This is a genomic window from Cupriavidus sp. 10L45, from assembly GCF_056395225.1.
In genome coordinates this window covers 161,468-175,451 of record NZ_JBFTJC010000005.1, presented here as the reverse complement: position 1 = coordinate 175,451, position 13,984 = coordinate 161,468, and the positions used below count along the sequence as shown (strand labels likewise).

Below are 13,984 nucleotides of genomic sequence, written 5' to 3'. Positions count from 1 at the left end.
CGCCTACTGACAATGGTCACGGCGGTATGGTCTAATCCCGGCATGTCTGCCCCCCAGAACCCAGCCATCGCCCCCGCCGCCGCGCCCCGCGCCGCGTTCCAGACCGTTGCCCTGGTCGGCCGGTACGCGACCGCCGGCATCGAGGGCCCGCTCGAGGAACTGGCCGCCGTCATCTCGCGCAACGGCCAGGACGTGGTGTTCGAGCGCGAAACCGCGCAGGCGACCGGCCTCTCCGGCTACCCCGTCTTCTCGGCCGACGAGATCGGGCGCGAGGCCGACGTGGCCGTGGTGCTCGGCGGCGACGGCACGCTGCTGGGCCTGGCCCGCCAGCTGGCCGGGCTCAATGTGCCGCTGATCGGCGTGAACCATGGCCGGCTGGGCTTCATGACCGACATCCCGCTCGAAGACGTGACGCGCGCCCTGCCCGAGATGCTGGCCGGCCGCTACGAGGCCGAGACCCGCATGCTGCTGGAATCCCGCGTGATCCGTGACGACGGCGTGATCTTCTCCGCGCTGGCGTTCAACGACGTGGTGGTCAACCGCTCGGGCATTTCCGGCATGGTCGAGCTGGCCGTCTCGGTGGACGGCTATTTCATGTACAACCAGCGTTCGGACGGCCTGATCGTCTCCACGCCCACCGGTTCCACCGCCTACGCGCTGGCCGCCGGCGGACCGATCCTGCATCCTACGCTGTCTGGGCTGGTACTGGTGCCAATTGCTCCGCACGCGCTGTCCAATCGCCCGATCGTGCTGCCGCACGACGCCGAAGTGACGATCGAGGTGGCCACCGCGCGCGACGCGAGCGCCAATTTCGACATGCAGTCTCTGACCTCGCTGCTGCAGGGCGACCGGATCGTCGTGCGCCGCTCCAGCAAGACCGTGACCCTGTTGCATCCGGTGGGCTACAACTACTACGCCACGCTGCGCAAGAAGCTGCACTGGCACGAATACCCGACCGAGGACAACCGGCTCTGAGCCGGCCCCCACTCCCCCCAAGGCCACGATGCTCCGCAGCCTGTCCATCCGCGATTTCGTCATCGTCGATACGCTCGACCTCGACTTCACCACCGGCTTCACCGTCTTCACCGGCGAGACCGGCGCCGGCAAGTCCATCCTGATCGATGCACTGGCCCTGGTGCTCGGCGAACGCGCCGACGCCGGCGTGGTGCGCGAAGGCAGCACCCGCGCAAGCATCAGCGCCACCTTCGGCACGCACGCGGCGCTGGACGCCTGGCTGGCCGAGCGCGAACTGTCCGGCGACGAAACCGGCCTGGACGGCGAAGGCACCGTGCTGCTGCGCCGCACCGTCGATGCGGGCGGGCGCAGCAAGGCGTTCATCAACGGCACGGCGGCCACGCTGACCCAGTTGCGCGAGGTGGGCGACCAGCTTGTCGACATCCACGGCCAGCACGCCCATCAGCTACTGCTCCGCCCGGACGCCCAGCGCCACCTGTTCGACGCCCACGCAGGCCTGACCGAACAGGCCGGCGCGGTGGCGGAGGCGTGGCGGGCCTGGCGCGCCTGCGTGCGCCAGCGCGAAGCCGTGGAGTCGCAATCGCGCGAAATGCAGCTCGAACGCGAGCGCCTGGAATGGCAGGTTGGCGAACTCGACAAGCTGGCGCCGCAGGCGGGCGAGTGGGAAGAGATCCAGGGCGAATACAACCGCCTCTCGCACGCGGCCGGCCTGATCGACGGCAGCCGCGCCGCGCTGGACGCGTTGTCCGAGGCCGATGGCGCCGTGCTGTCCGTGCTCAACAGCGTGGTGCACCGCATCCAGCAACTGGCCGATGTCGATCCCGCGCTACGCGACGTGCTCGCCGCGCTGGAACCGGCGCAGGTGCAGGTCGAGGAAGCCGCGCATTCGCTGACGCGCTACGTCGACCGGCTCGAACTCGATCCGGAACGCCTGCAGGCCGTGGAAGCGCGCATGCAGGCACTGCACACGGCGGCGCGCAAGTATCGCCTGCCGCCGGAGCAACTGCCGGACGAACTACTGGCCCGCCGCCAGCAACTCGACGACCTGCAGTCCGCGCAAGACCTCAACAAGGTGCTGGCCCGCGAGGCCGCCGCGCGCGCCGCCTACCTGACGCTGGCGCGGCACCTGTCCGCCGCACGCAAGACCGCTGCCAAGGCGTTGTCCGGCGCGGTCACGGACGCCATGCAGGGCTTGTCGATGGCCGGCGGCACCTTCGTGGTGGCGCTGAACCCGCTCGACGAGGCCGAAGGCCAGAGCCACGGGCTGGAGCAGGTGGAATTCCTCGTCGCCGGCCATGCCGGCGTGACGGCCCGCCCGCTGGCCAAGGTGGCGTCCGGCGGCGAACTGGCGCGGATCAGCCTCGCCATCTCCGTCATCACGAGCGAAGCCGCGCCCACGCCCACGCTGATCTTCGACGAGGTGGATACCGGCATCGGCGGCGCCGTGGCCGAGGTGGTGGGCCGGCGCCTGCAGGAACTGGGCCGCGCGCGGCAGGTGCTCTGCGTGACCCACCTGCCGCAGGTGGCGGCGCAGGCCGGCACGCACCTGCTGGTCAGCAAGGAGACGGCCGACGCCACGAAGGCCCGGGCCGCCGTCACGCGGTCCAGGATCCGCGTGCTCGACACCGAGGGCCGTGTCAACGAGACCGCGCGCATGCTGGGCGGGGCCACGGTGACCGCCACGACGACGCAACACGCGCAGGAGATGCTGGCGCAAGGGGCACGCGCTGCGGAACTGGCCGCGAGTCCTGCGGCCAACCAGGCCAGCACCACCCCGCGCGAAGGGGGCTCGCGCCGCCCGCGCCGGGCTGCTGGCTAAAGCCGCACCGTCGCCACGTCCGCATCCCACTATATATATAGATACAGATTTCAGGAGCTTCGCCCCATGACCGCTGGTCAGTCCCCGCAACACCCCCGCCGCAAGGTCCTGGCGATGGCGCTGGCCGCCGCTGCTTCGCTGGCATCGCTGGGCGCCGTCTCGGGCTGCGCGTCGGAGTCGAAATCGTTCGCCCCGCCGCGCGGCAGCATCACCGACGACCGCGCCATCGGCGACATCCTCGTCAAGTTCACGCCACCCGAGGTGATGGTGTCCGAGGATGCCGGCAAGCTGCTGGCGACGATCGAGGGCCCGGTGCGGTACGTGGTGAAGCGGCCGATGTCCGGTGGCGTGTGGCTGGTCACCGCCATCACGGCCGCGCCCGACATCACGCTCGAGCAGGCCGTGACCACGCTCCAGGCCGCGCCGCGCGTGGAATCGGCCACGTCGGACCGCACGCTCAAGCCGCATCGCACCATGCCCACCAGCCGGGACATGCCTGCGCAATAAAGCGCCCGTTTTCCTGTAGGTTGTAGCTCAGCAGTTCAGCAGTTCGCATCGCACTACCAACGCCCCCAGGAGTCGTAGATGCCACACCACACGCTGAAGCGCGGCCGTCGCGCCGCCCAAGGGCTGTCCGCCGCACTGCTGGCGGTAGCCGCCTGCTGGAGCCTGCCGGCGACCGCGCAGGGCGCCGCCGGAGCGCGGGCCGCGCCGGTCTACACGGGCAACTACATCGTGCGCTGGCGGGACGGCAGCCAGCCCGCCACCTCCACCCAGATGTCCACCCAGATGCGCAACGTGGAGGCCAACACGGGCCTGGCGCTCGGCGTGAAGCGGTCGATGGCGGGCACGCTGCAACTGATGAGCGTGACCGACACCAAGGGCGACAACCCCGAAACGGTGGCGAAGCGGCTGCGCCAGGACCCGCGCATCGCCGATGCGGTGCCCGACCGCTGGCTGCGCCTGCACGACTCCATTCCCAACGACCCCGAATTCGCCAGCGCCCAGACCTATATGGCCCTGCCGAGCCAGGTCGTGGGCGCCGCCAACCTCACACGCGCCTGGGACCGCTCGCGCGGCAACGCCAGCATCGTGGTGGCCGTAGTCGACACCGGCTACCTGCCCCACCCCGACCTGATCGACCGGCTCGTGCCTGGCTACGACTTCATCAGCACCACCGCCGTCTCCAATGACGGCGATGGCCGCGACAGCGATCCGATCGATCCGGGCGATTTCGTGCCGGCCGGCCAGACGTGTCAGGACGGCAGCGGACAGGCCAACAGCACGTGGCACGGCACGCGCGTGGCCAGCGTGCTGGGCGCGCTGACCAACAACGGCGTGGGCATCGCCGGCGTGGACTGGGCCGCGCGGATCCAGCCGGTGCGCGTCTCGGGCCGCTGCGGCGCGCTGTTGTCCGATACGGTCGATGGCATGCGCTGGGCCGGCGGGCTCGCCGTGCCCGGCGTGCCGGCCAATCCGACGCCCGCCAAGGTCGTCAATATCAGCCTGGGCGGCGGCAGCTGCTCGTCCATCGAACAGCAGGCCGTCAACGACCTGAACGCCGCCGGCGTAGTGGTCGTGGCCGCAGCCGGCAATTCGGCCGGTGCCGTGGAAGCCCCCGCCGACTGCACCGGCGTCATCGCCGTCACCGCTCACGCGAACGATGGCGAGAACGCCAGCTTCGCCAACGTCGGCCCGCAGGTCGCCCTGAGCGCCCCGGGCGGCGGCTGCGGCAACTCGCGCGTGGTCATGGTCGGCAACACACCCACCTGCTCCACGCCCGGCGGCTCGTCGCTGATCCGCACGCTGAGCAATTCCGGCACGACCACCGCCGGCAACTTCGTCATCAGCAACTCGGCCGGCACCAGCTTCGCCGCGCCGATGGTCTCCGGCGTGGTATCGATGATGTTCGCGGTCAACGGCGCGCTGACGCCAGCCCAGGTCACCGCTGGCCTGAAAAGCTCCGCGCGCGCCCATCCCGCCAATACCTACTGCACGGCCAGTGCCAACGTCGGCAAATGCGGCGCAGGATTGCTGGACGCCGACGGCGCGCTGGTGGCCGCCGCGAACCCGGCCGCCACGGCAACCCCCGCCCCCGCGCCGGTGGCCTCGGATAGCGGAGGCGGTGGTGGTGGCGGTGGGGCCATCGCGCCCTGGAGCGCGGTGGTGTTGCTGGGAATTGGGGTGGTGGGATTTGGGATGCGGCGGCGGGTTCGCTAGCGCCCCGCGTCATTCCCGCGCCGCGTGCGCCACCATTCCTGCAGGACCCAGCACGCCAGCCCGGCGATTGCGCCGGCTGCGTGGGCCGCGCGGACGATGCTGAAGCCCCAGGAGGGGTCGAAGACGAGAGCGGCGAGCCAGGACTGCTCGGTCCAGACTTTGCCGATCACCACCAGGCAGGTGATGACGCCGATCACGCGCGAGACGCCTGGGGCTTGCAGCAGGCGCAGGCCGGTCCAGAGGGCCAGGCCGTGGAGCGCGCCGGAGAGCCCGCCGTACCAGCCGACCGAGGGGATTCTTAGCAAGGCCACCTGCACGGCCAGCCCGCTGATGACCAGCACGGCCAGCATCTCGCGGATGCGGGTGGCGCGGCCGGCCAGCAGCAGCAAGCCTGCGGCCGCGGCCAAGTCGACCAGATAGTGGCGCCAGTCCAGATGGACCCACATTGCCGTGGCCAGGCGCCACCACTGGCCGTCCAGCCGCACGGCATCGCGCAGGTACAGCCCGTGGGCGTGCAGCCAGGGGACGAAGGTGAACAGCGCGGCCACCCCGGCCACACCGGCGATGGTCGCCAGCATGGCCGGCCAGCCGTGGTCGGGCTGGGGCGGGGCCGAACTACTCACCGAAGACTGCGCTCCACAGGGCTCGCACCTGCGTGGCCTGCTCCGCCACGGACGCCGGCGGCACGCGCGCCTGGTCCTGGCCATCGAGCCGCAGCTTGTGCTGGCGTGCGCGGAATAGCCGGTAGGCATCGCCCACGGCCACAGCGACGGTCTTGTCGATCAAACCCAACTCGCCGGCCATGCGCAACAGCGCGATATTGCCCTTGTTCCCGGTCAGCGACGGATGCGCGCCACTGTGCAGCAGCACGAGGTACTGCACCGTGAATTCGATGTCGACCATGCCGCCCCGGTCGTGCTTGAGGTCGAACAGCGGCATGGGGTTGGGATGGCCCTCGGCCACCTTGGCACGCATCTGCACGATTTCGTCGCGCAGCGCGGCGGCGTCGCGCGGCTGGCGCAGCACCTCTTCGCGCAGTGCTTCGAAGCGCGCGCCGATCTCGCTGTCGCCGGCGCACCAGCGCGCCCGCGTGAGCGCCTGATGCTCCCAGACCCAGGCCGTGTTGTCGCCCTCGCGCAGTTGGTAGCGCCGGAACGCGTCGAAGCTCGTCACGAGCAGCCCCGCCGCGCCGTTGGGCCGCAGCCGCATGTCCACGTCGAACAGCATCCCGGCCGCCGTGTGACTCGTGAGCCATGTGATCAGGCGGCGAGCGTAGGCTGCGTAGACGTCAGGCGCGCGCTCGTGGTCATCGTCATAAAGAAAGATGATGTCGAGGTCGGACGCATAGCCCAGCTCCTTCCCACCCAGCCGCCCGTAGGCGATGACCGCGAAGCGCGGTGTCTCGGTGTGGCGCGTGGCCAACTGGGCCCAGACCGCCCCGAGCGTGACTTCGAGCATCGCATCGGCCAGATCGGAGAGACGGTCGGCCACCTGCTCCACCGTTAGCAGGCCGTGCAGGTCCTGCAGCAGGATCCGGAAGGTCTCGGCATGGTGCTCGCGACGCAGGATGTCCATCTGCATCTCGACCTGCCCGTGCGCCACCTGCAGGCGCTCGGCCACGCGGGCACGGAAGGCGGGCCAGTCCGGCGCGCTCGCCAGGGCCTCGCTATCGAGCAGTTCGTCCAGAAGTTGCGGATGGCGCGTCAGGTAGGCCGCCGCCCAGCGCGAAGCATGCAGCGTCTGGGCGACGCGATCCATCGCCTGCGGGTACTCGGACAGCAGCGAAAGATACGAGGCTCGCCGACTGATCGCATCGAGAAAATCGAGGAAACGGGCGATGGTGCTGTCGGCATCGTCCTGCTTGTTGGCGAGGTCGAGCGCGCGGTTGACCAGTTGGTCGAAGCGCGCCCGGCTCGACTCGGACAACGCGCGGTAGCGCACCGAGGTGGCGATGGCGCGCAGGCGGTCGTAGAGGCCGGTGCAGTCGCTGAAGCCGGCCGCCTGGAGGCGCTGGCATGGCGAGGACTCGGGATCGGTCTCGTCCGGACCGTCCTGCGTGGGCCGCGAGCCCTGCCCTTCCCGCACGATCTCGGGCCAGAGCGCCTCGCACTGCGGCGCGTCCGGGTCGCTGAACGGATCGGCGAAAGTGGCTTCGAACTGCTGCGCCACGGGCGCCATCAGCCCATCCATCTGGGCGACCAGCGCAGGCCAGTCCTCGTAGCCCATCATCCGCGCCACGGCCAGCTGTTCATCCTCGCTGGTCGGCAGGTGGTGGGTCTGGGCGTCGTCGCGGTATTGCAGGCGGTGTTCCAGCTGGCGCAGGAAGCGGTAGGCATCGGCCAACTGCTCGGCCTGCCCCGCCGGGAGGAGGTTGCGGGCCACGGCGACGTCGAGGACTTCGAGCGTCGGCCGCACGCGCAGCGCGGGGTCCTGGCCGCCGCGGATCAACTGGAACACCTGCGCCATGAACTCGATCTCGCGGATGCCGCCGCGCCCGAGCTTGATATTGAACGAGCGCTGGTTCACGCCGTGGCCGGCCAGCCCGCCGCTGCGCTTGGCCGCTTCCGCACGGATCTGGGCGTGCAGCGCGCGGATGGCGGCGATCACGCCATAGTCGAGGTAGCGCCGGAACACGAACGGCGTGGTCAGCCGGCCCAGCAGCGCGGCGGTGCGCGTGGCGTGCGGCGTGTCCAGCGCGGACACCACGCGGCCCTTGATCCACGCGTAGCGCTCCCACTCGCGGCCCTGCACGACGAGGTATTCCTCGAGCATGCCCAGGCTGCACACCAGCGGGCCGGCATCGCCATTGGGCCGCAGCCGCATGTCCACGCGGAACACGTAGCCGTCGGCGGTCACCTCGGACAGCAGGTTGATCAGGCGCCGCCCCACTCGGATGAAATATTCGTGGTTCGAGAGGCTGCGCGCCCCGCCCTGGGTATCGCCATCCTCGTCATAAAGAAAGATCAGGTCGATATCTGACGAGACGTTGAGTTCGCGCCCGCCCAGCTTGCCCATGCCCACCACCACCAGTTCCTGCACCTCGCCGCTCTGGGCGCCGGTGGGCCGGCCGTAGGTGGCGGCCAGGTCGTCGCCGAGCACGCGCAGGCCGAACTGGATGCCGAGTTCGGCGAGGTCGGTCATCGCCCCCGTGATCTCGCCGAGCGGGGCCAGCCCGCGCAGGTCGCGCTCGATTACCACGCACATGACTTCGGCCCGCAGCCGGCGCAGCGCCTGGGCGGCGGCGGCTTCGGCATCGGCGGACGGGGCGTGGAGCGCCTGCAGCCGCGACTCCATCCACGCACGCGTCAGGGGCGCCCGGGCGGCATCGGCCACCACGGCGGCCAGTTCGGGGCGCGCCTGGAGCACGCGGCGGGCGTAATGGGAGGCCTGCCCCGAGTACAATACGTCGCCCTCGCCGGCGGCATTGGAATCCGTGGCGGGTAACTCCCTGGCCATCACCGTGGCATAGGCCCCTTCGACCATGTTGCCGATGGGTCCAGGCGGCGCATCCGGCGCCTCGGTGGGAAGGGGGTGAGCCGGGGCGGCGCCCGCGGCGGAACTCGTCGGATCAGGGACAGTCATTCCAGTAACTTTGCAATGCGGGCAGGCGCCGTGGCGATACGCGGTGGCGCAACAACGCACCCTTATCGACCACTTTGGAGAGCGGCTAGTATTGTCGGATAATCTGCGCATGTCCAGACGCCCCGCCGCCCCTGCCGCGCCCGCCGACGGTTCAACGTCCGCCAGCGCCGCTGCCGAGGCGTCCGCCGCCACCGCCGGGCAGGCTTCCCAGGCTTCTCAATCCTCCTCCGCACCCGCGCCCAGCGTGGCGTCCGGCGTGGGTGCGCGGCTGCGTGCGGCCGCCCATAGCGGCTGGCGCGCGCTGTGTGCCGGCGTCGTGCATCCGGTCTGGCCCCGGCTCTGGCGGATGTTGGTGCGCATCGTGCTGGCGCTGGCCGCACTCGCCGTGGTGGCGGTGCTGCTGATCCGCTTCGTGCTGTGGCCGCAGGCCCATACTGCGCGCCAGTGGCTGGAGCAGCAAGGCTCGGCGGCATTGACCGCCCAATTGACCATCGGCGAGCTGGATACATTCTGGGACGGTTGGCATCCGGCGTTCCGCGCGCGCAACGTGCGCGCCGTGGACAGCCAGCAGCGCGTGCTGCTCTCCGCCGGCACCCTCGACGGCAAGCTCTCCTGGCATTCCGTGCCGGCGCTGACCCTGCAGTTCGCCAGCCTGATGGCCGAGCGCACCGATGTGCTCGTGCGCCGCACGCCCGAGGGCCGCCTGCTGGTGGCCGGCGTGCCGATCGAGGCGCACCCGTCCACGACCAATGACGATCCGTTCCTGAACTGGCTGCTGGCCCAGGGCCATATCGAGCTGATGAGCGGCAACCTGCGCTGGCTCGACGAAAAGGCCCGCCTGCCGCAACTGGACGTGGCCGACATCCATTTCACCGCGCACCGCAACGGCGCCCAGCACACGGTCCGGCTGGAGGCACGCAGCGCCTCGCTGGCGCCCCAGCCACTGGTCTTCCAGGCCGCGCTGCGTCACGACTACCTGCGCGCCACCGGCGACTGGCGCCACTGGACCGGCCAGGCCAACTGGGACTTCAGCCAGATGCAGCTGCCGGTGGTGCAGCGCTACCTCGCCATCTTCGACCACGTGGACAGCGGCGTCTTCAGCACGTCCGGGTCGGTCGATTTCCGCGAAGGCCACCTGATCGGCAGCCAGATGCGGATGCGCGCCACGGGCGTGGACCTGCAGCTGGCCGGCGCCGCCGAGCCGCTGAAGCTGGCCAACGCGCAAGCGCTGCTGCTGCACAAGGGCGACCGTGCCGGCAACCACCAGTTGACCATCGACACCCTGCTCTGGCAGCCCGAGCCGCTGGCCGGGCCGCCTTCGAGCGCCGATACGTCCTGGCGCGAAGGCATGCGCAAGGTCACCGTGAACTGGACCCGCGACAACCAGGGCGAACTGCGCAAGTTCGCGCTCAAGGCGCCCACGTTCGACCTGAACACGGTGCGCGCGCTCGCCACCTCCCTGCCGCTGGACACCGCGCTGCTACGCCAACTGCGCGCGCTCCAGCCGGCCGGCCATATCGACAACCTCGACGTGGCGTGGTCGCGCGACCGCGCCGGGATGCTGTCACGCGCCCCGGGGGCATCCCACTACGCCGTGCAGGGCACGCTGCGCAAGGTTTCGGTGAACAGCCAGCCGGCCGTGCCGGCCATGGCTGCCGATGGCCTGCCCCGCGCCGGCACGCCCGGCTTCGCCCAGATTTCGGGCAATTTCAGTTTCGATGACCGCCAGGGCACCGCGCGCGTGGACAGCACCGATGCCGCGCTGATGTTCCCGGGCGTGTTCGAGGAGCCGCGCATCCCGTTCGACGAACTGCGCGGCGAGATCCGCTGGACGCAGGAGTCCGGCAAGCTCGCGGTGCACACGGATGGCGTGCGCTTTGCCAACGCCGACACGGCCGGCACGGTGCGCGGCGGCTGGCACGCCGGCGGCGACGGCCATGGCGGCATCGCCGATATTTCGGGCGAACTGGACCGCGCCCTGGCCAACCGCATCGTCCGCTACCTGCCGCTGACGCTGCCCAGCACGCGCCATTACCTGGGCGGCGCGCTGGTCGGCGGTGAGGCCACCGGCGCCAAGTTCCTGATCAAGGGCGACCTGGCCCACTTCCCGTTCCATCCCCCGTTCCAGAAGGCGGGCGACTTCCGCGCCGAGATTCCGGTGCAGAACGTGAGCTACCAGGTGGCCCCGCACGAGACCGGGCCGAACGTGAATGGTGGCGTGACCGGCAACAGTAATGGCAACGGCCACGGCAAGACCAATGGCAACGGAAATAGCAATGCCAACGCCGGCACGGCCTGGCCCGACTTCACCGACATCCAGGGCAATGTGATGTTCGAGCGCGGCAGCCTGACCTTCCTGGCCAAGCGCGCGGCAGTGCGCGGCGTGCCGGGCGTGGTGCTGCAGAACGTCAACGGCCGCATCGACGATCTGAGCGACCACGGCCACCTGATGATCGATGGCATGGCCAACGGGCCGGTGCAGAGCTTCCTGCGCTTCATCGCCAATACCCCGGTCAAGGGCTGGACCGGAAACGTGACGGAAAACTCACACGCACCCGGTCAGGGCGACCTGAAGCTGAAACTCGACCTGCCGCTGCATCACGCAGCCGGCACCAAGGTCGACGGCCAGTTCCGCTTCCCCGGCAACGATGTGACGCTGTTCCCGGAACTGCCCACGCTCTACGGCGCGACCGGCGTGGTGGCCTTCAACGAGCACGGCTTCCGGCTCGATAACGTGCGCGGCCGCTTCCTTGGCGGCGAGACGCGGATCGGGGGCGGCACCCAGTCCGACGGCACCACGCGCGTGACCGTGGGCGGCACCGCCACGGCGGCCGGCCTGCGCGACGCGCTGGCCGCGGCGGGCAGCAGCGCGGGCACGCATATGGAAGGCGCCACCGCCTACAACGCCGAGATCGGCATCCGCGACAAGCATCTCCAGATCCAGGTGGGTTCCAGCCTCGTCGGCATGGCGCTGAACCTGCCGGCGCCGCTGGTCAAGACGGCTGCGCAGGAAATGCCGCTGCGTTTCGACCTGCGTCCCGCCACGGCGGCGGCCCGCGCCGGGCAGGACGATCTGACCGTGCAACTTGGCAACGCGGTGGCGGCGCGCTATGTCCTGCGGCGCGGCGCCGAGGGCCTGGAGGTCATCTCGGGCGGCATCGGCGTGGGCCAGCCGGCGCCTCAGCCGGCGACCGGCGTCACGGCCGCACTGACCGCCGAGCGGTTCGACGTCGATGCCTGGCGCAACGCGCTGGGCGACACGGCGCCATCGCCGGCCGCGCCGGGCCGCGACAACCCGAACAACGTCGATCGCAACTCGCCCTTCCTGCCCGAGCGCGTGACCGTGCGCGCCAAGGCGCTCGATGCCTTCGGACGCAGCCTCGACGACGTCTCGCTCGACGCCACCCGCGAAGGCAGCGGCTGGAACGCGCAGATGACCTCGCGCCAGATCGCCGGCACGGCGCAATGGCGGCGCGATGCCAACACGCCGTCCGGCGCGCTGTCCGTGCGGCTGTCGCGGCTGGACATCCCCGAAGCCGCCGATGACGGCCATGCCGTCGACACCATGGCCCGCAATATCGAGGAACTGCCCGCCCTGGACCTCGTGGCGGACAAGTTCATCCTGCGCGGCAAGGACTTCGGCAAGCTGGAAGTCAAGGCGCACACCAGCCACGCCGGCAACGAGCCAGTCTGGACGCTGGACAACCTCACCATCGAACAGCCGGGCGCCACGCTGACCGGCAATGGCACCTGGCGCGTACCGCGCCGCCTGCGCGATGCCGTGGCGAGCGGCAACGCCTCTCCCACCGAGGGCCGCCGCACGCTGCTGAACTTCAAGCTCGACATCCGCGACGCCGGCGACGTACTGGACCGCATGGGCATGGCGCACACGCTGCGCGACGGCAAGGGCGCGTTCGAAGGCCGCATCGCGTGGCGCGGCTCGCCGCTGTCGATCGACTACCCGTCGCTGTCCGGCCGGCTCTCGCTGAAACTGGAAAATGGCCAGATCCTCAGCGTGGAGCCGGGCGCCGCGCGCCTGCTGGGCGTGCTGAGCCTGCAAAGCCTGCTGAAGTTCGCGACGCTCGATTTCCGCAGCCTGTCCAACCGGGGCGTGGTCTTCGACGACCTGACCGGCAGCGGCACGATCGAGAACGGCGTCGGCAAGATCGACGAATTCCAGCTCAAGAGCAGCCAGATGATGGCGTCGATGAGCGGCACGGCCAACCTGCTGCGCGAGACCCAGGACCTCCAGGTCTCGGTGGTGCCGCGCATCAACGCCACGACTACCTCGGTGGCGGCCGCGTTCATCAATCCGGTGCTCGGCATCGGCACGCTGGCCGCCCAGTTGCTGTTCGCGGACGAGTTCTCCAAGGTGTTCACGCTGCACTATCACGTGTCCGGATCGTGGGCCGATCCCAAGATCACGAAAGTGGAGGACAATAAGCCCCGACAGCCGTCGATCCAGGACCGCGCGACCGAGTTCCTTCGCTAGGAACCGGCTGGCCGCCCAGACACAGGACGCCCCACGATGACCGCTTCCGCCCCGCCTTCAGCCACACCTTCCGCCACACCTTCGGCCCCGTTCCGCGTCGCCGCCGTGCAGACCGTGACGGGCACATCGCTCGATGCCAATCTCGTCCGCGCCGACGCGCTGATCGCCGAAGCCGTGCGCGGCGGTGCCGAACTGGTGCTGCTGCCCGAGTACTTCGGCATGATGGGCCGGCAGGAGACCGACAAGGTCGCGATTCGCGAGCAGGACGGCGACGGGCCGGTGCAGCAATTCCTGGCCGATGCCGCGCGACGCCACCGGATCTGGCTGGTGGGCGGCACGCTGCCGCTGCACTGCGGCGACGCAGGCCGGGTCTACAACACCTCGCTCGCCTTCGACCCGCGCGGCGAGCGCGTGGCGCGCTACGACAAGATCCATCTGTTCGGCTTTACCAAGGGCACCGAAAGCTACGACGAGTCCCGCACCATCCTGGCCGGGACCGAGCCGGTGGCCTTCGAGGCGCCGTGCGGACGCGTGGCGATGTCGGTCTGCTACGACCTGCGCTTCCCCGAGCTGTACCGCCATCTGGCCGCCGGCGGCGGCACGAGCTTGATTCTGATGCCGGCCGCCTTCACCTACACCACGGGCCAGGCGCACTGGGAGATCCTGCTGCGCGCCCGGGCGATCGAAAACCAGTGCTATGTGCTGGCTGCCGCACAGGGCGGCAAGCACGAAAACGGCCGCCGCACGTGGGGCCACTCGATGCTGGTCGATCCGTGGGGCGAGGTGCTTGGCGTGCTACCCGAGGGCGAAGGCGTGGTGGCCGGCGTGATCGACCCGGCGCGGCTGGCGGAAGTCCGCCAGAACCTGCCGGCGCTGCGCCATCGGGTGCTGTAGCA

General features: G+C 70.2%; 8 protein-coding genes. 6 read left to right on the top strand and 2 right to left on the bottom strand.

Features of this window, described 5'->3' with window-relative positions; translation table 11 throughout:
* The first annotated feature begins 42 nt into the window (after window positions 1-42).
* The 4 genes from AC1DFU_RS10860 (at window position 43) to mprA (ending at window position 5,014) form a co-directional block, all read left to right on the top strand.
* Window positions 43-975: an NAD kinase gene (locus AC1DFU_RS10860; protein ID WP_092292533.1), complete on the top strand. Its 933-nt coding sequence runs from the start codon at window positions 43-45 to the stop codon at window positions 973-975.
* Between the two features lie 28 nt (window positions 976-1,003).
* A complete protein-coding gene (recN, locus tag AC1DFU_RS10855) occupies window positions 1,004-2,794 on the top strand; it encodes a DNA repair protein RecN (RefSeq protein WP_092292531.1) in 1,791 nt (596 codons plus the stop codon).
* 66 nt (window positions 2,795-2,860) lie between these two features.
* The gene (locus AC1DFU_RS10850; protein ID WP_092292529.1) at window positions 2,861-3,301 is read left to right on the top strand and encodes a hypothetical protein; all 441 of its coding nucleotides are present in this window, start codon (window positions 2,861-2,863) and stop codon (window positions 3,299-3,301) included.
* 78 nt (window positions 3,302-3,379) lie between these two features.
* Window positions 3,380-5,014, top strand: a complete 1,635-nt coding sequence (gene mprA / locus AC1DFU_RS10845) for an MprA protease, GlyGly-CTERM protein-sorting domain-containing form (protein ID WP_092292527.1) — start codon at window positions 3,380-3,382, stop codon at window positions 5,012-5,014.
* Here the strand turns inward: mprA and rrtA are convergent.
* Together rrtA and glnE are read right to left on the bottom strand one after the other, a co-directional pair.
* Window positions 5,011-5,592, bottom strand: a complete 582-nt coding sequence (gene rrtA / locus AC1DFU_RS10840; protein WP_092292525.1) for a rhombosortase — start codon at window positions 5,590-5,592, stop codon at window positions 5,011-5,013. The two genes, mprA and rrtA, sit on opposite strands and share 4 nt — an antisense overlap.
* 37 nt (window positions 5,593-5,629) lie before the next feature.
* Window positions 5,630-8,497, bottom strand: coding sequence for a bifunctional [glutamate--ammonia ligase]-adenylyl-L-tyrosine phosphorylase/[glutamate--ammonia-ligase] adenylyltransferase (glnE, locus tag AC1DFU_RS10835; RefSeq protein ID WP_477136691.1), 2,868 nt, complete (start codon window positions 8,495-8,497; stop codon window positions 5,630-5,632).
* Window positions 8,498-8,705: 208 nt separating this feature from the next.
* Here glnE and AC1DFU_RS10830 point away from each other — a divergent pair, with 208 nt between their 5' ends.
* On the top strand, window positions 8,706-13,088 hold the full coding sequence (locus AC1DFU_RS10830) for a YhdP family protein (RefSeq protein ID WP_441592031.1): 4,383 nt from the start codon (window positions 8,706-8,708) through the stop codon (window positions 13,086-13,088).
* Window positions 13,089-13,124: 36 nt separating this feature from the next.
* Entirely contained in the window at window positions 13,125-13,982 is an 858-nt protein-coding gene (locus AC1DFU_RS10825; protein WP_441592029.1) for a carbon-nitrogen hydrolase family protein, read from the top strand.
* Window positions 13,983-13,984: the final 2 nt, after the last annotated feature.